The organism is Pseudomonas sp. Je.1.5.c (assembly GCF_051129895.1).
Lineage (GTDB): Bacteria > Pseudomonadota > Gammaproteobacteria > Pseudomonadales > Pseudomonadaceae > Aquipseudomonas > Aquipseudomonas urmiensis.
Map to the genome: position 1 here is coordinate 59005 of NZ_JBCPSP010000027.1, position 18565 is coordinate 77569.

General features: G+C 62.7%; 19 protein-coding genes. 13 read left to right on the plus strand and 6 right to left on the minus strand.

The annotated features are described in order from the left end of the window. Positions 1–2 precede the first annotated feature (2 nt). A complete protein-coding gene (locus tag AAZU54_RS18720; RefSeq protein ID WP_372353292.1) occupies positions 3–1346 on the minus strand; it encodes a glutamine synthetase family protein in 1344 nt (447 codons plus the stop codon). Between the two features lie 248 nt (positions 1347–1594). Here AAZU54_RS18720 and AAZU54_RS18725 point away from each other — a divergent pair, with 248 nt between their 5' ends. The 5 genes from AAZU54_RS18725 to AAZU54_RS18745 all read left to right on the plus strand — a co-directional run bounded on the left by AAZU54_RS18725 (position 1595) and on the right by AAZU54_RS18745 (position 6316). Beyond that, positions 1595–2470 carry a LysR family transcriptional regulator gene (locus tag AAZU54_RS18725; protein WP_434727499.1) on the plus strand — a complete coding sequence of 292 codons (876 nt, stop codon included), beginning with the start codon at positions 1595–1597 and terminating at the stop codon, positions 2468–2470. A gap of 222 nt (positions 2471–2692) precedes the next feature. Next, positions 2693–2956: a DNA-directed RNA polymerase subunit omega gene (gene rpoZ, locus AAZU54_RS18730; protein WP_012312123.1), complete on the plus strand. Its 264-nt coding sequence runs from the start codon at positions 2693–2695 to the stop codon at positions 2954–2956. A 59-nt stretch (positions 2957–3015) separates the two neighbouring features. After that, positions 3016–5124: a bifunctional GTP diphosphokinase/guanosine-3',5'-bis pyrophosphate 3'-pyrophosphohydrolase gene (gene spoT, locus AAZU54_RS18735; protein WP_264234008.1), complete on the plus strand. Its 2109-nt coding sequence runs from the start codon at positions 3016–3018 to the stop codon at positions 5122–5124. Positions 5125–5147: 23 nt separating this feature from the next. Continuing rightward, entirely contained in the window at positions 5148–5528 is a 381-nt protein-coding gene (locus AAZU54_RS18740; protein ID WP_186553030.1) for a RidA family protein, read from the plus strand. 56 nt (positions 5529–5584) lie between these two features. Beyond that, positions 5585–6316 carry a hypothetical protein gene (locus tag AAZU54_RS18745; RefSeq protein WP_434727500.1) on the plus strand — a complete coding sequence of 244 codons (732 nt, stop codon included), beginning with the start codon at positions 5585–5587 and terminating at the stop codon, positions 6314–6316. A gap of 125 nt (positions 6317–6441) precedes the next feature. Here AAZU54_RS18745 and AAZU54_RS18750 read toward each other — a convergent pair whose 3' ends face one another. Continuing rightward, positions 6442–7299 carry an NAD-dependent epimerase/dehydratase family protein gene (locus AAZU54_RS18750; RefSeq protein WP_434727501.1) on the minus strand — a complete coding sequence of 286 codons (858 nt, stop codon included), beginning with the start codon at positions 7297–7299 and terminating at the stop codon, positions 6442–6444. A 191-nt stretch (positions 7300–7490) separates the two neighbouring features. Here AAZU54_RS18750 and exbB point away from each other — a divergent pair, with 191 nt between their 5' ends. From exbB to AAZU54_RS18780, 6 genes are all read left to right on the plus strand, one after another. Further along, complete coding sequence (gene exbB / locus AAZU54_RS18755) at positions 7491–8483, plus strand: tonB-system energizer ExbB (protein WP_405129175.1); 993 nt, start codon at positions 7491–7493, stop codon at positions 8481–8483. A gap of 3 nt (positions 8484–8486) precedes the next feature. Further along, the gene (gene exbD / locus AAZU54_RS18760) at positions 8487–8915 is read left to right on the plus strand and encodes a TonB system transport protein ExbD (protein ID WP_186553034.1); all 429 of its coding nucleotides are present in this window, start codon (positions 8487–8489) and stop codon (positions 8913–8915) included. Beyond that, positions 8912–9646, plus strand: coding sequence for an energy transducer TonB (locus AAZU54_RS18765; RefSeq protein ID WP_186553035.1), 735 nt, complete (start codon positions 8912–8914; stop codon positions 9644–9646). The genes exbD and AAZU54_RS18765 overlap by 4 nt, the downstream gene beginning before the upstream one ends. A gap of 93 nt (positions 9647–9739) precedes the next feature. After that, entirely contained in the window at positions 9740–10669 is a 930-nt protein-coding gene (locus tag AAZU54_RS18770) for a hydrogen peroxide-inducible genes activator (RefSeq protein WP_186553036.1), read from the plus strand. 3 nt (positions 10670–10672) lie between these two features. Then, positions 10673–12751: an ATP-dependent DNA helicase RecG gene (gene recG, locus AAZU54_RS18775; RefSeq protein ID WP_312152101.1), complete on the plus strand. Its 2079-nt coding sequence runs from the start codon at positions 10673–10675 to the stop codon at positions 12749–12751. A 78-nt stretch (positions 12752–12829) separates the two neighbouring features. Continuing rightward, a complete protein-coding gene (locus AAZU54_RS18780; protein WP_405129176.1) occupies positions 12830–14233 on the plus strand; it encodes an aminoacyl-tRNA deacylase and HDOD domain-containing protein in 1404 nt (467 codons plus the stop codon). Positions 14234–14268: 35 nt separating this feature from the next. Here the strand turns inward: AAZU54_RS18780 and AAZU54_RS18785 are convergent, their stop codons facing one another. The 4 genes from AAZU54_RS18785 to AAZU54_RS18800 form a co-directional block, all read right to left on the minus strand. Next, a complete protein-coding gene (locus AAZU54_RS18785) occupies positions 14269–14646 on the minus strand; it encodes a helicase (protein WP_186553039.1) in 378 nt (125 codons plus the stop codon). Between the two features lie 149 nt (positions 14647–14795). Then, positions 14796–15101, minus strand: coding sequence for an HU family DNA-binding protein (locus tag AAZU54_RS18790; RefSeq protein ID WP_186553040.1), 306 nt, complete (start codon positions 15099–15101; stop codon positions 14796–14798). 189 nt (positions 15102–15290) lie between these two features. Next, positions 15291–16439, minus strand: a complete 1149-nt coding sequence (locus AAZU54_RS18795; RefSeq protein ID WP_186553041.1) for an NAD(P)/FAD-dependent oxidoreductase — start codon at positions 16437–16439, stop codon at positions 15291–15293. Positions 16440–16473: 34 nt separating this feature from the next. Next, on the minus strand, positions 16474–16641 hold the full coding sequence (locus AAZU54_RS18800; RefSeq protein ID WP_186553042.1) for a rubredoxin: 168 nt from the start codon (positions 16639–16641) through the stop codon (positions 16474–16476). Positions 16642–16881: 240 nt separating this feature from the next. Between AAZU54_RS18800 and AAZU54_RS18805 the strand changes: the two genes are divergently transcribed. Next, positions 16882–17439, plus strand: a complete 558-nt coding sequence (locus AAZU54_RS18805) for a chorismate--pyruvate lyase family protein (protein ID WP_186553043.1) — start codon at positions 16882–16884, stop codon at positions 17437–17439. Then, on the plus strand, positions 17439–18329 hold the full coding sequence (gene ubiA / locus AAZU54_RS18810; RefSeq protein WP_434727502.1) for a 4-hydroxybenzoate octaprenyltransferase: 891 nt from the start codon (positions 17439–17441) through the stop codon (positions 18327–18329). The genes AAZU54_RS18805 and ubiA overlap by 1 nt, the downstream gene beginning before the upstream one ends. Positions 18330–18565: the final 236 nt, after the last annotated feature.

An 18565-nucleotide genomic window follows, 5' to 3' on the forward strand; every position in this document is an offset into this window, starting at 1 on the left:
GCTTACACCGTGTGCAGGTACCAGTTGTACTCGAGGTCGGAGATCGACACTTCGAACTCGGCCAGCTCGCTTTCCTTGCAGGCGACGAAGATATCGATGTAGTCCGGGCTGATGTATTGGTTGAGGATCTCGCTGTCATCCAGCGCACGCAGGGCGTCACGCAGGTTGTTCGGCAGGCTCTGCTCCAACTGCTCGTACGAGTTGCCTTCGATTGGCTCCCCCGGTTCGAGCTTGTTGACCAGGCCGTGATGGATGCCGGCAAGGATGGCCGCCATCATCAGGTAGGGGTTGGCATCGGCACCCGCCACGCGGTGTTCGATGCGCACGGCGTCGCTGCTGCCGGTCGGCACGCGCACGGCCACGGTACGGTTGTCCAGGCCCCAGCTCGGCGCGTTGGGGACGTAGAACTGGGCGCCGAAGCGGCGGTAGGAGTTGATGTTCGGGCAGAGGAAGGCCATCGACGCTGGCATGGTTTCCAGCACCCCGGCGACCGCATGGCGCAGTTGCTCGCTTTCGAGCGGGTCGTCACTGGTGAAGATGTTCTTGCCGGTCTTCTTGTCGAGCAGCGAGATGTGTACGTGCAGGCCGTTGCCCGCCTGGCCCGGGTAGGGCTTGGCCATGAAGGTGGTGTCCATCTCATGGTCGTAGGCAACGTTCTTGATCAGGCGCTTGAGCAGGATCGCGTAGTCGCAGGCCTTCATCGCATCGGCGACGTGGTGCAGGTTGACCTCGAACTGTGCCGGGGCGCTTTCCTTGACGATGGCATCCGCTGGAATGCCCTGCTCCTTGGCGGCTTCGAGCATGTCTTGCAGGCAGTCGGCGTATTCGTCGAGGTCGTCGATCAGGTACACCTGGGTCGACTGCGGGCGCTTGCCGGAGATGGGCGAGCGCGGCGGCTGCGGGCGACCGTTGAGGTTGTCCTGATCGATCAGGTAGAACTCCAGCTCGAACGCCGCGCAGATGTCCAGGCCCAGGTCATCGAACTTGCTCACCACCTGACGCAGTACTTCACGCGGATCAGCGAAGAACGGCTCGCCTTCGAGCTCGTGCATGGTCATCAGCAACTGCGCGGTAGGGCGCTTTTGCCAGGGTTCGTCGCACAGGGTGCCAGGGATCGGGTAGCAGATCCGGTCCGCATCGCCGATGTCCAGGCCAAGGCCGGTGCTCTCCACGGTCGAGCCGTTGATGTCCAGGGCGAACAACGAGGCCGGCAGATTGATGCCTTTCTCGTAGACCTTGTGCAGGCTGGCGCGCTCGATGCGCTTGCCACGCACCACGCCATTCATGTCGGAGATCAGCAGATCAACGTATTGGGTGTCTGGATGAGCCTGGAGGAAGTCTTTCATCTCGCTGGAAGAACTGGCGCATGGGGTGACCGACGTCATGGCTGTACATCCTTTGATGTGGAGCGGCGATGTGGGGAGATACGGCTGGCGCCTCACGGGCGACGATGGTTGCTGCTGTTGTTCTTTTCACTGTCCCATCGTGGGGATTTATCGACCCGACCGAGTGCATTGATTCGGGCAGGCCGTTTCACTATAAAATGGCCCCAACGCAACAGACATTGGCAATTCGGCAAGCAGAGCGTGCACCAATGCAATATCAAATCTCCCACGCCGACCTTTCCCTGGTCCTGGCCCTGGAGCGGGGGCGGTCGCTGGCCAAGGCCGCCGAGCTACTCAAGGTCGACGTTTCGACGGTGTTCCGCTCGATTCGCCGACTGGAATCGGCGCTAGGCACCGCGCTGTTCGTCAAAAGCCGCAAGGGCTACCTGCCCACCGACACTGCCCAAGCCCTGGCCGAGCAGGCCGAGCGCGCCGAACTTGCGCTGGAGGCAGCGCGGATTGCCCTGACCAGCGGTGAACAAGTGGTCAGCGGCACGGTGCGCCTGACCTGCACCGAGGCGGTGCTGCACAGCCTGTTGCTGCCGGCGCTGGCGACCTTCATGCCCAACTACCCGGCGCTGTCGCTGGAGTTGGGCACCTCGAATACCTTCGCCAACCTCAGCCGACGCGACGCCGACATCGCCCTGCGCCTGACCAATACGCCGCCCGAGCATCTGGTTGGCCGCTGCCTGGGTTCGACCTCGTACGTCATCTGCGGGCACCCCAGCCTGCGCGAGCGCCTGGCCGAGTCGGCCAACAGCGTGCCGTGGATCGCCCCGGACGACTCGATGCAAGACCACCCCACCGTGGTCTGGCGCAACCAGCAGTACCCCAACTTGATCCCACGCTACCAGTGCAGCGGCATGTCGACCATTGCCCAGCTGGTCAGCACCGGCCTGGGCGTGGCGGCGCTGCCGGACTACATGGTGCGTGGCATGGCCGACGTCGAGGCGCTGAGTGCGCCGCTACCGGGCTGCGACACCCAGCTGTGGCTGCTGACCCGCCCAGATTGCCGCGCCCTGCGTTCGGTGCAGACACTGTTCGAGGAGCTGACACCGCATCTGCGCGGTGCGTTATTGCGTTAGGGCGTTATCGCCTGTTGTGTTCTGGCCCGTGAAGCCGTTATCGTCAGAGGCATACAAGGCGTCTGTACCGGCCCTTTCGCGGGCAAGCCCGCTCCCACAGGGTTTTGCAGCGCCAAGGAAGGACAAAACAGCCCTTCCCTATTGGCTGGTGATTTTTTAAACTACACAGTCCGCCTGCCCATTCTGGGCTGTACGCCTACCGCATTGCTACTGAGGAAGACCATGGCCCGCGTAACTGTTGAAGACTGCCTGGAACACGTGGATAACCGCTTTGAGCTGGTCATGCTCTCCACCAAGCGCGCCCGTCAGCTGGCCACCGGTGGTAAAGAGCCACGCGTTGCATGGGAAAACGACAAGCCGACCGTAGTCGCCCTGCGCGAAATCGCCGAAGGCATCGTCACCAATGAATTCATCGCAGCCGAAGAGATCGTCACCGAGGATCCGGTGTTCGCCGCGTTCGAGGACGAGTCCAACGAGGCTGTCTGATTGATGCCCGGTCGACGTCGTGCGGCAACAGGACCTCTTCCTCGGCAGGAGGTAAACCCATGCCGAGCATAGACACCCTCGCCGAACGGCTGTCGACCTACCTCGGTCCGGAGCAGGTCAACCTGGTCCGCCGAGCCTACTTCTACGCCGAACAGGCGCACGATGGGCAGCGCCGCCGCAGTGGCGAACCCTACGTGACTCATCCGCTGGCAGTCGCCGGCATCCTCGCCGACATGCACATGGACCATCAAAGCCTGATGGCGGCCATGCTGCACGACGTGATCGAAGACACCGGCATCGCCAAGGAAGCCCTCAGCCAGCAGTTTGGCGAGACGGTTGCCGAACTGGTCGATGGGGTCAGCAAACTGACCCAGATGAACTTCGAGACCAAGGCCGAGGCGCAGGCGGAAAACTTCCAGAAGATGGCCATGGCCATGGCCCGCGATATCCGCGTGATCCTGGTCAAGCTGGCCGACCGCCTGCACAACATGCGCACCCTGGAAGTGCTGTCGGGCGAAAAACGCCGACGCATCGCCAAGGAAACCCTCGAGATCTACGCCCCGATCGCCAACCGCTTGGGCATGCACACCGTGCGCGTAGAGTTCGAGGACCTGGGCTTCAAGGCCATGCACCCGATGCGCTCGTCGCGCATCCACCAGGCGGTCAAGCGCGCCCGCGGCAACCGCAAAGAGATCGTCGCCAAGATCGAACAATCGCTGGCCAACTGCCTGGCCACCGATGGTATCGAAGGCGAAGTCAGCGGCCGCCAGAAGCACCTCTATGGCATCTACAAGAAGATGCGCGGCAAGCGCCGCGCCTTCAACGAGATCATGGATGTGTACGCGTTTCGCATCATCGTCGACAAGGTCGATACCTGCTACCGCGTGCTCGGCGCCGTGCACAACCTTTACAAGCCGCTGCCTGGACGTTTCAAGGATTACATCGCGATCCCCAAGGCCAACGGCTACCAGTCGTTGCACACCACGCTGTTCGGCATGCATGGCGTGCCCATCGAGATCCAGATTCGCACCCGCGAAATGGAAGAGATGGCCAACAACGGCATCGCCGCGCACTGGCTGTACAAGTCCAACGACGATGAGCAGCCAAAAGGCAGCCATGCCCGCGCCCGTCAGTGGGTCAAGGGCATCCTCGAGTTGCAGCAGCGCGCTGGCAACTCGCTGGAGTTCATCGAGAGCGTGAAGATCGACCTGTTCCCGGACGAGGTCTACGTATTCACGCCCAAAGGGCGGATCATGGAGCTGCCCAAAGGCTCCACTGCCGTCGACTTCGCCTACGCGGTGCATACCGATGTCGGCAACAGCTGCATCGCCTGTCGTATCAACCGCCGCCTGGCGCCGCTGTCCGAGCCGCTGCAAAGCGGCTCGACCGTGGAAATCGTCAGCGCCCCGGGCGCTCGACCCAATCCTGCCTGGCTCAACTTCGTAGTGACCGGCAAGGCGCGCACGCACATCCGCCACGCGCTCAAGCAGCAACGCCGCTCCGAGTCGATCAGCCTTGGCGAGCGCCTGCTGAACAAGGTGCTGACCGGTTTCGACAGCAGCCTGGACAAGATCCCTCACGAACGCATCCAGCCGATCCTTACGGAGTACCGCCTGGAAGTCGTCGAAGACCTGCTCGAAGACATCGGCCTGGGCAACCGCATGGCCTATGTGGTCGCTCGTCGCCTACTGTCTGCCGAAGGCGAGCAGCTGCCAGCGCCGGAAGGCCCGCTGGCGATCCGCGGCACCGAGGGCCTGGTGCTCAGCTACGCCAAGTGCTGCACGCCGATCCCGGGCGACCCGATCGTCGGCCACCTGTCGGCGGGCAAGGGTATGGTCGTGCACCTGGAAGACTGCCGCAACATCAGTGAAATCCGCCATAACCCGGAGAAGTGCCTGCAACTCTCCTGGGCCAAGGACGTCACTGGCGAGTTCAACGTCGAGCTGCGTGTCGAGCTTGAGCATCAGCGCGGCCTGATCGCCCTGCTGGCCAGCAGCGTCAACGCTGCCGACGGCAACATCGAGAAGATCAGCATGGACGAACGCGACGGCCGTATCAGCGTGGTCCAGCTGGTGGTCAGCGTGCACGACCGTGTGCACCTGGCTCGTGTGATCAAGAAGTTGCGCACCCTGACCGGCGTGGTCCGCATCACCCGCATGCGTGCGTAGTCCGCCAACCGCAAGGAGTCATCATGACCAAGACCGTCATCAACAGCGACAAGGCCCCAGCCGCCATCGGCACCTACTCCCAGGCGATCAAGGCCGGTAACACCGTGTACATGTCTGGCCAGATCCCCCTGGACCCGAAAACCATGGAACTGGTCGAAGGCTTCGAAGCCCAGACCGTGCAGGTGTTCGAGAACCTCAAGTCGGTGGCCGAGGCTGCTGGCGGCTCGTTCAAGGACATCGTCAAGCTGAACATCTTCCTCACCGACCTGAGCCACTTCGCCAAGGTCAACGAGATCATGGGTCGCTACTTCGAGCAGCCCTACCCAGCCCGCGCCGCCATTGGCGTGGCCGCCCTGCCAAAGGGCGCACAGGTAGAGATGGACGCGATCCTGGTCATCGAGTGATGCCCCTGGTGACGGGCGCCCTGCCCGTCACCTTCCCTGCCTCAAGGTTTTTCATCATGCGTAAAGCCCTGCCTCTCGCGCTGGCGGCCCTGCTCCTGGGCGGCTGCGCCAGCCATAAACCCGAAGATTACAACGGCACCTGGATCAACCAGGCCGCCATTGATGCCGCCGCAGAAGGTGGCAGCCTGCGCCATGCCCTCAGAGCGCATGGCCCAGTGTTCGAATGGAAGCTCGACGTTGCCCGCCAGCAGGCCAGCTTCAGCAATGGCTTCGAAGCTGGGGACGGCCAACTAAGCGCTGTGGGGGACGAGTGGGAAGCCAGGTTCGAGCGCAACTACATCGAGCGCATCAAGCTGTCCGGGAAGGCGCTACAGGTCACCGACCCGAACGGCAAACAGCAGGATTTTGTAAAGCCCGAGCAACCCGCACCTGCTGATGCCCCTTTAGGCGGCAGCTTCGAGAAGGCCCTCTATAAAGCGTACCTGGGCGGCGAATGGAAGATCGTCGAGGGTCAAGGTAGCGGCGGCGTGGTGCGCTTCGCCGACAACGGCAGCGTGACCGGCCTACTAGGGCCTGATCGTTACGCGCTGTGCCTGGAAGGTGATTGCGCGACCATGGGGGGAGAGAACGATACCCTGTGGCTGGAACGCAATCAGCGTGGCGGTCCGTTCATCTTCAAACGTGAGGGTGACAAGCTGGAGATCTTCCGCGCGGTCAACACTGCATTGCCCGATGAGATTCCGCAGCTGACGCCGGGCCCGCGGCAGTGGGTGCTGGAACGTAGCTGATCACTGCGAGGCCATCGCGGGGCAAGCCCGCTCCTACACCAGATGTATCGCCTTCTGGATCAACGCGAACCTGTAGGAGCGGGCTTGTCCCGCGATAGGGCCGGCAAGCCCACAGAGCAGCTGTATCACTCGCGCCCTTCAAGAATCGCTGCATAGCCCTCTTTATAACTCGGGTACTGCGGCACCCAGCCCAACGCACGCGCCCGTGCATTGCTGCAGCGCTTGCTGCCGGTGCGCCGCACGCGCTGCTCATCCGACCACTCGGTAACCCCCATATAGCCGCGCAGCCAGGCGACCACATCGGCCAGCGGCGCCGGATCGTCATCCACACCGATGTAGCAGTCGTCCAACGCAACCCCGCGCGCATCCGCCTGCAGCAGGTACGCCAGCAAGCTCGCCGCATCCTCAGCATGGATTCGATTGCCATACAGCGGGGGCTGTTCAGCGACGCGATAGCCCTGACGCACCTGGCTAAGCAGCCACTCACGACCCGGACCATAAATACCGGTCAAACGCACCAGGCTGGTCGGGATACCGCTGTGCAGCGCCAATTGCTCTGCCTCAAGCATCACCCTTCCTGAATAGCCTTCAGGCTCGGTCGCAGCGGTTTCATCGATCCACTCGCCATTCTGCTGGGCGAATACGCTGCTACTGGACACGAACAGCAGCCGCCGCGGACGCTGGCCACGCGTTTGCAACCATTCCAGAACATTGCGCAAGCCTTCGACGTAGGCCGCCTGATAGCCCGCCTCGTCATGCTGGCTGGCCGCCACGCAGTACACCAGATAGTCAGGTGACTGCTCAGGCCAGGCAGCGGGAATGCTGCTGTCGGCCAGGTCCGCAGCAACTCGCCTCACGTCTTCAGGCAACTGCTCGACCGATCGGCGCAGGCCGCTGACCTGCCAGCCGCAAGCCAGTAACTGTCGGGCTAGACGACCGCCTACATCCCCGCAGCCGACGATCAAAGCAGATAAATCCGACATCTCTAAACTCCATTTCTCAAAGGGTCAGGCTAGCCGGATTACGCGATCAGCGGCTAGACAAAGGTGAAAAAAAGCAACCTTATTACTTTTGTTAACAAGAATTACTTGCAATAATGGCGCCCTATCTGTTCTCGGCCTGCCTCGAGGCCGTGGTGAACGTCAACTCATTTTCTTCATCAGGTCCGGCCAGCATGACTCGTACTCAACCTTCCGCTTCGCCAACCACGTCGCGCGCATGGCGCGCCATTGCCGCGCTGATGTTCAGCCTGGTACTGGCCCCGGTCGCCATGGCCGATGAGCCTGTCGCCCCGGCAGCCAGCACCCCGGCCGCCGCCGCTGCTCCAGCAGACGCCAGCGCACCTGCCGCAGGCGCAGCTGCCCAGGCCCCTGCCGATGGCGCCGCCACTCAAGCCAGCGTGGCTGATGGGCAGGCCGCAGCAGGCGAGAACGTCGAAGCGCTGGTCGAGGACACCTCGCTGGGTATGGCCCATGACCTGTCCCCTTGGGGCATGTACAAGAACGCCGACATCGTCGTGAAGATCGTCATGATCGGCCTGGCCATCGCCTCGATCATCACCTGGACCATCTGGATCGCCAAGGGCTTCGAGCTGATGGGTGCCAAGCGTCGTCTGCGCGGCGAAGTCGAAGTGCTGAAGAAGGTCGCCAGCCTCAAGGAAGCCAGCGAAGCCTCCAACAAGGAAGGCACCCTGGCCCATACCCTGGTTCACGATGCACTGGAAGAAATGCGCCTGTCGGCCAACGCCCGCGAGAAAGAAGGCATCAAGGAGCGCGTCAGCTTCCGTCTGGAGCGCCTGGTTGCCGCCAGCGGCCGTAACATGAGCAGCGGCACTGGCGTGCTGGCTACCATCGGCTCCACCGCGCCGTTCGTCGGTCTGTTCGGTACCGTATGGGGCATCATGAACAGCTTCATCGGCATCGCCAAGACCCAGACCACCAACCTGGCGGTGGTTGCTCCCGGTATCGCCGAAGCCCTGCTGGCCACGGCCCTGGGCCTGGTCGCCGCAATCCCGGCGGTCGTCATCTACAACGTCTTCGCCCGCTCCATTGCCGGCTACAAGGCTCAGGTGTCCGATGCTTCGGCACAGGTTCTGCTGCTGGTCAGCCGTGACCTGGACCACCAAGGTGGCGAGCGCGCCGCCCCGCACATGGTGAAAGTGGGGTAAGCCATGGGCCTGCATCTCAACGAAGGTGGCGACGACCTCGCCGAAAACCACGAAATCAACGTCACGCCGTTCATCGACGTGATGTTGGTCCTGCTGATCATCTTCATGGTCGCCGCGCCCCTGGCCACCGTCGACATCAAGGTCGACCTGCCCGCCTCCACCGCCAAGCCGGCGCCGAGGCCAGAGAAACCGGTGTTCGTCAGCGTCAAGGCCGACCAGAAGCTCTACGTCGGCGACGATCAGGTTGCCCAACCCGACCAGCTTGGCCCGATGCTCGACGCCAAGACCAAGGGCGACAAGGAAACCACCATCTTCTTCCAGGCCGACAAAGGCGTGGATTATGGTGACCTGATGGAAGTGATGAACAACATGCGCGCGGCCGGCTACCTCAAAGTCGGTCTGGTAGGTCTCGAGACGGCAGCCAAAAAATGACCAAGACGCGGCACAATCTGGCGCGTTACAGCGGCAGCTTGGCGATCGTGCTGGGTCTCCATGCCGTCGCTGTGCTGCTGACGCTCAATTGGTCGGTGCCCCAAGCCATCGAGCTGCCTCCGGCAGCGATGATGGTCGAACTGGCACCGCTGCCTGAGCCAGCGCCGCCACCACCCCCGAAAGTCGCACCGCAACCACCGGCGCCGGTTGAAGAACCGCCGCTGCCGAAACTGGTAGAAGCGCCTAAACCGAAGATCGCCATCGCCAAGCCGCCCAAGCCCAAGGCCAAGCCACAGCCGCCCAAGCCTGAGAAAAAGCCTGAGCCGCCGAAAGATGAGCCTCCGGTTGACCAAGAGGTTGCCGATACGCCACCGAGCAATGCGCCACCGCAGAAATCGGCAGCGCCAGCACCGAGCATCGCGTCCAACAGCAACGCCTTGCCGACCTGGCAAAGCGACCTGCTGCGCCACTTGGCGAAGTACAAGCGCTATCCGGAAGACGCTCGTCGTCGCGGTTTGCAGGGCATCAACCGCCTGCGCTTCGTAGTCGATGCCGAAGGTAAGGTCGTGTCCTACTCGCTGGCCGGTGGCTCTGGCAGCGCAGCCCTGGACCGGGCCACCCTGGAGATGATCCGTCGAGCCGGCACTGTGCCTAAGCCGCCGGCAGAATTGCTGAATAATGGCTCGATCGAAGTGGTAGCACCTTTCGTCTACTCGCTGGACAAACGCTGATACTTTGTTTCTGTCACAAAACGGCAAGTCTGATAACGTGCGTCTATCGATTGCACCCGCTATGCTGGGGCCGCAACTTCATGGACGCACGTTATGACCCTCACAGAACTCCGCTATATCGTCACCCTCGCCCAGGAGCAGCACTTCGGTCACGCCGCCGAGCGTTGCCATGTCAGCCAGCCGACCCTGTCCGTCGGTGTCAAGAAGCTTGAGGACGAGCTGGGCGTACTGATCTTCGAGCGCAGCAAGAGCGCGGTGCGCCTGACCCCGGTCGGCGAAAGCATCGTTGCCCAGGCGCAGAAGGTCCTGGAGCAAGCCCAAGGGATTCGCGAACTGGCCCAGGCGGGTAAGAACCAGCTGACCGCTCCGCTGAAAGTCGGTGCTATCTATACCGTTGGCCCGTACTTGTTCCCGCACCTGATTCCGCAGCTGCACCGGGTCGCCCCGCAGATGCCGCTGTACATCGAAGAGAACTTCACCCATGTCCTGCGCGAGAAGCTGCGCAACGGCGAACTGGACGCGGTGATCATCGCCCTGCCGTTCAATGAAGCCGACGTGCTGACCCTGCCGCTGTACGACGAGCCGTTCTGCGCGCTGATGCCGGCCGACCACCCGTGGACCGCGAAAAAGACCATCGACACCGCCATGCTCAATGACAAGAGCCTGCTGCTGCTGGGCGAAGGTCACTGCTTCCGCGACCAGGTCCTGGAAGCCTGCCCGACCCTGAACAAGGGTGGCGAAGGCTCCAAGCACACCACTGTGGAATCCAGCTCGCTGGAAACCATCCGCCACATGGTCGCCTCCGGCCTGGGCATATCGATCCTGCCGTTGTCGGCGGTACACAGCCACCATTACGCGCCAGGCGTGATCGAAGTACGCCCACTGACCGCCCCGGCGCCGTTCCGCACCGTGGCGATTGCCTGGCGCGCCAGCTTCCCGCGGCCGAAAGCGATCGAGATCCTGGCTGACTCGATCCGCCTGTGCTCGGTAGCCAAGCCGGCCGCCGTGGAACAACCGGCCTGACCCATGAGCGAGCTGTCGAAGGTCCCGGTCACCGAACTCAAAGGCGTCGGCGAGGCGATGGCGGAGAAGCTCGCCAAGGTCGGCCTTGAGAACCTGCAGGATGTGCTGTTCCACTTGCCCCTGCGCTACCAGGACCGTACCCGCGTAGTTCCCATCGGCCAGCTAAGGCCTGGCCAGGATGCAGTCATCGAAGGCGTGGTCAGCGGCACCGATGTGACCATGGGCAAGCGCCGCAGCCTGGTGGTGCGCCTGGGTGACGGCACGGGCGTGCTGAGCCTGCGCTTCTACCACTTCAGCAACGCCCAGAAAGAAGGCCTCAAGCGCGGCACGCACCTGCGCTGCTACGGCGAGGCCCGTCCGGGCGCTTCGGGCCTGGAGATCTATCACCCGGAATATCGCGCGCTCAATGGCAGCGAGCCGGCGCCGCCGGTAGAGCAGACCTTGACGCCGATCTACCCGACCACCGAGGGTCTGACCCAGCAACGCCTGCGCCAGCTCTGCCAGCAGAGCCTGACCCTGCTCGGCCCTCGTAGCCTGCCCGACTGGCTGCCGCATGAACTGGCCAACGACTATCACCTGGCACCGCTGGATGATGCCATTCGCTACCTGCACAACCCGCCCGCCGACGCCGACCTCGAAGAGCTCGCCCTGGGCCATCATTGGGCCCAACACCGGCTGGCCTTCGAAGAACTGCTGACCCATCAGCTGTCTCAGCAGCGCCTGCGCGAAAGCCTGCGCGCGTTACGTGCACCGGTCTTGCCCAAGCCCAGCCGCCTGCCCGCGCAGTACCTGGCCAACCTCGGCTTCGCCCCCACCGGAGCCCAGCAACGGGTCGGCAACGAGATCGCCTACGACCTCAGCCAGGGTGAGCCGATGATGCGCCTGGTTCAGGGCGATGTCGGTGCCGGCAAGACCGTGGTTGCCGCCCTTGCCGCCTTGCAGGCCTTGGAAGCCGGGTATCAGGTGGCCCTGATGGCACCGACCGAGATCCTCGCCGAACAGCATTTCATCACCTTCAAGCGCTGGCTGGAGCCGCTGGGCATCGAAGTTGCCTGGCTGGCAGGCAAGCTCAAGGGCAAGGCCCGCGCCAGCGCCCTGGAGCAGATTGCCGGTGGCGCACCGATGGTGGTCGGCACCCATGCGCTGTTCCAGGACGAGGTTCAGTTCAAGCACCTGGCCCTGGCGATCATCGACGAACAGCACCGCTTCGGCGTCCAGCAGCGCCTGGCCCTGCGCAAGAAAGGCGTCGCCGGCGAGCTCTGCCCGCACCAGCTGATCATGACCGCCACACCGATCCCGCGAACCCTGGCGATGAGCGCCTACGCCGACCTGGACACCTCGATCCTCGACGAGCTGCCGCCCGGTCGAACGCCGGTCAATACCGTGCTGGTCGCCGACAGCCGCCGCTTCGAAGTGGTTGAGCGGGTCCGCGCCGCCTGCGCTGAAGGCCGACAGGCATACTGGGTGTGCACGCTGATCGAAGAATCCGAAGAGCTCACCTGCCAAGCGGCTGAGAGCACCTACGAAGACCTCGGCAGCGCCTTGGGCGAGCTGCGCGTAGGGCTGATCCACGGCCGTATGAAGCCTGCCGAGAAAGCCGCTGTGATGGCCGAGTTCAAGGCCGGCAACTTGCAGTTGCTGGTGGCGACCACGGTGATCGAGGTGGGCGTGGATGTCCCTAACGCCAGCCTGATGATCATCGAGAACCCTGAACGGCTGGGCCTGGCCCAGCTGCACCAGCTGCGCGGACGGGTCGGCCGAGGCAGTGCGGCCAGCCACTGCGTATTGCTCTATCACCCCCCCCTGTCGCAGATCGGCCGCGAACGTCTGGGCATCATGCGGGAAACCAACGACGGTTTCATCATCGCCGAAAAGGACTTGGAACTGCGCGGCCCCGGCGAGATGCTCGGAACCCGCCAGACCGGCCTGCTACAGTTCAAGGTCGCCGACCTGATGCGCGATGCCGACCTGCTGCCGTCGGTGCGCGACGCCGCCCAGGCGCTGTTGGCGCGCTGGCCGGATCATGTCAGCCCGCTGCTCGACCGTTGGTTGCGCCACGGCCAGCAATATGGCCAGGTGTGACGCAGCTCTCGGAATGGATCCAGTCTGTCGGTCAGGCTGGTTATACTTTGCGTTTAAAGAATTTCTTGGATACAGACCATGACTGAAGTTGCCCTGGACACCGCAACCCTACACGCACCGTCTGTCATCCGGCTGTTGCTCGAAAAACTCGGCGTAGCCTACTGCGAAGTGCCTGAGCACCCGTCGTTGCCCGCCGCCTCACGCGTTCAGGCGGTATTGCTCGACGATGAGATCGGCGCCTTGATGGTGCTGTTCCCGCAGAGCCAGCTGCTGGACCTGAATCGCCTGACCGAGCTGACTGGCCGCAAACTCACCGCCGTTCCGGTTGAGCGGCTCAAGCACATGCTCGACAAGCATCAGCTCAAGACCCTGCCAGCCATCCCGGCATTGACCAGTTCGCCATGCCAGTACGAAAAGAGCCTGCTGGATGCCGAAACCGTGCGGATTCACTCCGGGGAAGCGGGCCTGTTGCTGGAGATCGAACAAAAAGACTTCAAGAGGTTACTCGCCAAAGCCAGCGCCAGCAGCTTTGGCCAGGAGCTCAAAGACATTCGGCCAAACCTCGATCGCCCGGACGATGACCGCCATGAGATCACCCAGGCTGTGGAGAACTTCACCGCCCGGCGGATCCAGAAACGTCTCGAAGAGACCATCGAGATCCCGCCGCTGGCCGACACCGCACAGAAGATCATCAAGCTGCGCGTCGACCCCAATGCCAGCATCGATGACATCACCGGCGTGGTCGAGACCGATCCAGCCCTGGCCGCCCAAGTCGTCAGCTGGGCGGCATCGCCCTACTACGCCTCGCCCGGCAAGATCCGCTCGGTGGAAGACGCCATCGTGCGCGTGCTGGGCTTTGACCTGGTGATCAACCTTGCCCTGGGCCTGGCCCTGGGCAAGACCTTGAGCCTGCCGAAAGACCATCCGCAACAGGCAACCCCGTACTGGCAGCAGTCGATCTACACCGCTGCCGTCATCGAGGGCCTGACCCGCGCCATGCCCCGCGCCGAGCGCCCCGAAAGCGGCCTGACCTACCTGGCCGGCCTGCTGCACAACTTTGGCTACCTGCTGCTGGCGCATGTATTCCCGCCGCACTTCTCGCTGATCTGCCGCCATCTGGAGGTCAATCCGCACCTGTGCCATACCTACGTCGAGCAGCATCTGCTGGGCATCAGCCGTGAGCAGATCGGCGCCTGGTTGATGAAGCTGTGGGATATGCCAGATGAGCTGCGCACCGCCCTGCGTTTCCAGCACGACCCATTCTACGATGGCGAGTTGTCGGCCTATCCGAATCTGGTTTGCCTGGCTACGCGCCTGCTGCGCTCGCGCGGGATTGGCTCGGGGCCGCAGGAGGAGATTCCGGATGCGCTGTTCGAGCGTCTGGGGCTGAGCCGGGACAAGGCTGAAGATGTGGTCAGCAAGGTGCTGGAGGCAGAGGCGCTGTTGCGCGAATTGGCTTCGCAGTTCCAGACGCCGCACTGAGTTGATAATTGGGGCCGCTTGGACGGCCCATACTCTCAGGCCTTGTTCTTTTTCGGCTTCAGGTACTTCATCAAGCCCTGGAACCAGATCACCAGCGCCGGGTTGCCCTTGATCTGGATGCTCTTGTCCTGAATGCCCTGCATGAACGCCAATTGCTTATTGCTCGCCTGCAGGGTGGCAAAGCCATACGCGGCGTCTTTGAAGGCAATGGCAAACGCCGGCTGCGGGTGCTGGCCGCCCTTGCTACTGATCCGCTCGTTACTGACCAGGAAATGCCGAGCGACCTTGCCATCGAGCGTCTGCATCTGGAACACCAGCTCCTTGTCGCGCAATTGCTGCTGGAACGCCGGGTTATTGCGACTGGCCCGAGCCATCAGCAGCCCCATGGCCCAGAGAAGAAAACGAAACTTCATCGACGCGCCTCGATTGAAAAATGACTGAGTCGCGCAGTTTATCCTTATCCCGACCTGTTTATGCAAGTTCGCCACAGTTGCCGTGTGTAAAGCACAACGGGCGCCACATGGGCGCCCGTTCGGATCACAGTTGAAGCATTAACCAGTGATTACTTTTTCTTTGCGGATTTGGCCGCAGCAGCAGGCGGATTGACGCTGTCTTTCAGGTTCTTGCCGGGTTTGAAGGCAACAGTGTTGCTGGCTTTGATCTTGACCGGCTGACCGGTCTGCGGGTTCTTGCCGGTGCGGGCACCACGATGACGCTTCTCGAAAGTGCCAAAGCCGACCAAGGTGACGGTGTCCTTGTCGAGGGCACCCGTGATGCTGTCTAGGATCGCATTCAGCACCTGATTGGCCTTTTCCTTGGTCAAATCGGTCTTTTCTGCGATGACGGCGGCGAGTTCTGGTTTACGCATAGTGAAGCCTCTTGGACGGGAATTCTTGTTGTTATTGCCGTGCTGCTTGGCAAAGCAGCGCTCAAGGCGCCGCAGGCTCTAAACTGCGGCAGACGCGACTGAGAATGGCACGCCGATAGGGACCGCGCCAGTGTCTGGGCGGCCAATGTGCCTTCAACAACAAGGTAAACCCGACAGAACGCCCGCCGTTTACGCCATGAGTGGCGGTAACTGCCGATTTAGCGCCAGCTTTTCCATCACGGCCGTGCCGGTCAAGGCGTAGCCCAAGAGGTTGCCCTGCGCATCGCGGCACAGCACTTTGAGATCAGCGCCCTGCCCTTCGACCTGCCAGTTACCCTCACGGCCTTGTGGTGGTGGCGAGACTACCAACGGGCAAACCGGGGTCTTCACGGTGACCGGCATTGGCCCATAGGCGACTGCCGTAGGTTTGCCGGACAGGGTTTGCGCTAGAGCACGCGCACAGGTCATCAATGGCATCACGTACAACAGGTTGATCCCCGCGACTTCGGCGCAGTCTCCCAAGGCGAAGATGTTGGCGTGTGAAGTGCGCAGCTCGCGATCCACCACCACGCCGCGATTGACCTGCAACCCGGCAGCGGCGGCCAGGTCGGTGCGTGGACGCAGGCCGATGGCCGAGACCACCAGATCGCAAGCAATTACACCGCCGTCCGACAGGTGCGCCTCCAGGCCATCAGCCACACGCTGCAAACGAGTCAATACCGGGCCCAAGTGCAAACGCACACCCAAGCGCTCAAGGCCAGCCTGGACCGCGCCAGCGGCCGCCGGGTGCAGCAAGGTCGGCATCACCTGCTCGCAGGGTGCGACCAGGTCGACCTGAAATCCGCCCAGGCTCATGTCATTGGCGAACTCGCAGCCGATCAGGCCAGCGCCCAGGATCAGCACCCGACGCTTGCCTGCGGCCGCGGCGCGAAAGCGCGCATAGTCCTCCAGGTCGTTGATCGGGAACACCCACTCGCCAGCATCGCCTTCGATCGGCACCTGTACGGTCTGCGCGCCCCAGGCCAGGATCAGGTCGCGGTACTCGACCGCTTCCTCACCGATCCACAAACGCTTGTGGCCAGGGTCGATGCCGCTGATGCGGGTGTGGGTGCGGATCTCGGCCTTGAGCTGCTCGGCCATGGCGCCAGGTTCGGCCATGACTAGGCCCTCGGCGTCCTTGTCCTTGGCAAAGCCGGTGGACAACATCGGCTTGGAGTAAGAACGACCGTCGTCGGCAGTGATCAGCAACAGCGGCGTTTCGCCATCGAGCTTGCGAAACTCCCGGGCCAGGTTGTAGCCCGCAAGGCCGGTACCAATGATCACCACAGGGGACGTCATGTCGTGCTTCCTCGTTCGTTGAATAGGGTTGCGATCAGCCGATGGCGATCATTTCGAAGTCCATCTTGCCCACGCCGCAGTCTGGGCACAGCCAATCTTCGGGTACATCTTCCCAGCGCGTGCCTGGAGCGATGCCGTCATCCGGCCAACCTTCGGCTTCGTCGTAGATCAGGCCACAGACAATACATTGCCACTTCTTCATCAATACCTCCTCGTCAGGCTCAGGCTTGGCGCCGCCGCTTTGTAGGGCTATCGCGGGGCAAACTCGCTGCCACGTTGTCCCGAACCACAAGGCAAGCGTGTAGCAGGCTTGCCCGCGACTGCAGATTCTTGGCGTGCGCGGCAGCCAGGGGGCTTTGTACTGGCCCTGCCATCAGTATGCAAGCAGCACGGGCAAACATGCTAAGCTCGCCGCCTCTCTGGCTGTAACAAGCATACCGACGTGTCGTACGAATCCTCGCAAGCAGCCGCTGTCGCGTGGCTGGCGTATTCACAGCTGGCTGCCGACATCGACCAGCCTACCCTCGACTGGCTCTTCGACGAGGGTTCTCTGACCCGCCGTCTGACCGCCCTGTCCCACGATCACTTCTGCGTCACCCCGCTGTTCGAGGGCTGGCAGCCCCTGCGTGATGATGAATGCCAGGCCCTGAACCTTGAGCCAGGCGCGCAAGGCTGGGTGCGCGAGGTGTACCTGCGCGGCCACGGCCAGCCGTGGGTATTCGCCCGCAGCGTGGCCGCACGCAGCGCCTTGGAGCGTGGTGGCCTGGATCTGGAAACGCTCGGCAGTCGCTCGCTCGGCGAGCTGCTGTTCTGCGACCAGGCGTTCGTGCGCCACCCCCTGCAAGTGTGTACTTATCCACAGGCCTGGCTGCCGCCTGAAACTGCCGAGAACGGCCTGTGGGGCCGGCGCTCGCGCTTTGAGCGCGATGGCCTCGACCTGCTGGTGGCCGAAGTGTTCCTACCGGCGCTGTGGCAAGCGGACAAGGAGGACAACCGCTGATGTACCTGCAACTGCTCAAGTCGCTCAACCGCCTGCACCCACGCGCCTGGGACTTCGTCCAACTGAGCCGCATGGACCGCCCCATTGGCATCTACCTGCTGTTATGGCCGACCCTGGCTGCGGTGTGGATCGCCGGCAATGGCTCGCCTAGCGTTGCCAACGTACTGATCTTCGGCCTTGGCGTGGTCCTGATGCGCGCGGCGGGTTGCTGCATCAATGATTTTGCCGATCGCAAGGTCGATGGCCACGTCAAACGCACCGCCGACCGCCCCCTTGCCAGCGGCCGAGTGAAATCGCGAGAGGCGCTGGTGCTGTTCGCGATCCTGGTGGGGGTGAGCTTCCTGCTGGTGCTGTGCACCAATGCGCGCACGGTGTGGCTGTCATTCGGCGCGGTGGCTTTGGCGTTCTGCTACCCGTTTATGAAACGCTACACCTACTACCCACAGGTGGTGCTGGGCGCGGCGTACTCCTGGGGTATCCCGATGGCCTTCACCGCAGCGGGCGGCGAGCTGCCCGCCAGCGCCTGGCTGTTGTACATCGCCAACCTGCTGTGGACGGTGGGTTACGACACCTATTACGCGATGGTCGATCGTGATGACGACCTCAAGATTGGCGTGAAATCCACCGCCATCCTGTTCGGCGAAGCGGACCGGGCGATCATCCTGACCTTGCAGATGCTGTCGCTGGGCTGCTTGCTGCTGGCGGGTAACCAGTTCGAGCTGGGCGGTTGGTACCACCTGGGGCTGATGGGTGCGGCGTTGTGCTTTGCCTGGGAGTTCTGGTCGACGCGCAAGCTCGATCGCGACTCGTGCTTCAAGGCGTTTCTGCACAATCACTGGGCGGGGTTACTGGTGTTCATTGGAGTGGTGCTGGACTACGCGTTGGCTTGAACACACCATTTGAGCTTCGGGGCGTCTGCATTGGGGCCTCGTTGCGGCCCTTCGCGGGCAAGCCCGCTCCCACAAGTTCCGCGCAACTCTTCAGAGCTTGGCTATCCCTGTGGGAGCGGGCTTGAACTGGTCAACTTATTTTGGACACCAGTTAAGGTTTCATGCCGCATCCTTGAGCTTTTTCTCCATGGCTACCGGGGTTTGATAACCGTTGTAGCTGTGGAGGCGCTTCAGGT

Bases quoted from the DNA above. Each gene is read 5' to 3' on its own strand.
- AAZU54_RS18720 (WP_372353292.1), bottom strand. From the start codon at position 1,346: ATGAAAGACTTCCTCCAGGCTCATCCAGACACCCAATACGTTGATCTG.
- AAZU54_RS18725 (WP_434727499.1), top strand. From the start codon at position 1,595: ATGCAATATCAAATCTCCCACGCCGACCTTTCCCTGGTCCTGGCCCTG.
- rpoZ (WP_012312123.1), top strand. From the start codon at position 2,693: ATGGCCCGCGTAACTGTTGAAGACTGCCTGGAACACGTGGATAACCGC.
- spoT (WP_264234008.1), top strand. From the start codon at position 3,016: ATGCCGAGCATAGACACCCTCGCCGAACGGCTGTCGACCTACCTCGGT.
- AAZU54_RS18740 (WP_186553030.1), top strand. From the start codon at position 5,148: ATGACCAAGACCGTCATCAACAGCGACAAGGCCCCAGCCGCCATCGGC.
- AAZU54_RS18745 (WP_434727500.1), top strand. From the start codon at position 5,585: ATGCGTAAAGCCCTGCCTCTCGCGCTGGCGGCCCTGCTCCTGGGCGGC.
- AAZU54_RS18750 (WP_434727501.1), bottom strand. From the start codon at position 7,299: ATGTCGGATTTATCTGCTTTGATCGTCGGCTGCGGGGATGTAGGCGGT.
- exbB (WP_405129175.1), top strand. From the start codon at position 7,491: ATGACTCGTACTCAACCTTCCGCTTCGCCAACCACGTCGCGCGCATGG.
- exbD (WP_186553034.1), top strand. From the start codon at position 8,487: ATGGGCCTGCATCTCAACGAAGGTGGCGACGACCTCGCCGAAAACCAC.
- AAZU54_RS18765 (WP_186553035.1), top strand. From the start codon at position 8,912: ATGACCAAGACGCGGCACAATCTGGCGCGTTACAGCGGCAGCTTGGCG.
- AAZU54_RS18770 (WP_186553036.1), top strand. From the start codon at position 9,740: ATGACCCTCACAGAACTCCGCTATATCGTCACCCTCGCCCAGGAGCAG.
- recG (WP_312152101.1), top strand. From the start codon at position 10,673: ATGAGCGAGCTGTCGAAGGTCCCGGTCACCGAACTCAAAGGCGTCGGC.
- AAZU54_RS18780 (WP_405129176.1), top strand. From the start codon at position 12,830: ATGACTGAAGTTGCCCTGGACACCGCAACCCTACACGCACCGTCTGTC.
- AAZU54_RS18785 (WP_186553039.1), bottom strand. From the start codon at position 14,646: ATGAAGTTTCGTTTTCTTCTCTGGGCCATGGGGCTGCTGATGGCTCGG.
- AAZU54_RS18790 (WP_186553040.1), bottom strand. From the start codon at position 15,101: ATGCGTAAACCAGAACTCGCCGCCGTCATCGCAGAAAAGACCGATTTG.
- AAZU54_RS18795 (WP_186553041.1), bottom strand. From the start codon at position 16,439: ATGACGTCCCCTGTGGTGATCATTGGTACCGGCCTTGCGGGCTACAAC.
- AAZU54_RS18800 (WP_186553042.1), bottom strand. From the start codon at position 16,641: ATGAAGAAGTGGCAATGTATTGTCTGTGGCCTGATCTACGACGAAGCC.
- ubiA (WP_434727502.1), top strand. From the start codon at position 17,439: ATGTACCTGCAACTGCTCAAGTCGCTCAACCGCCTGCACCCACGCGCC.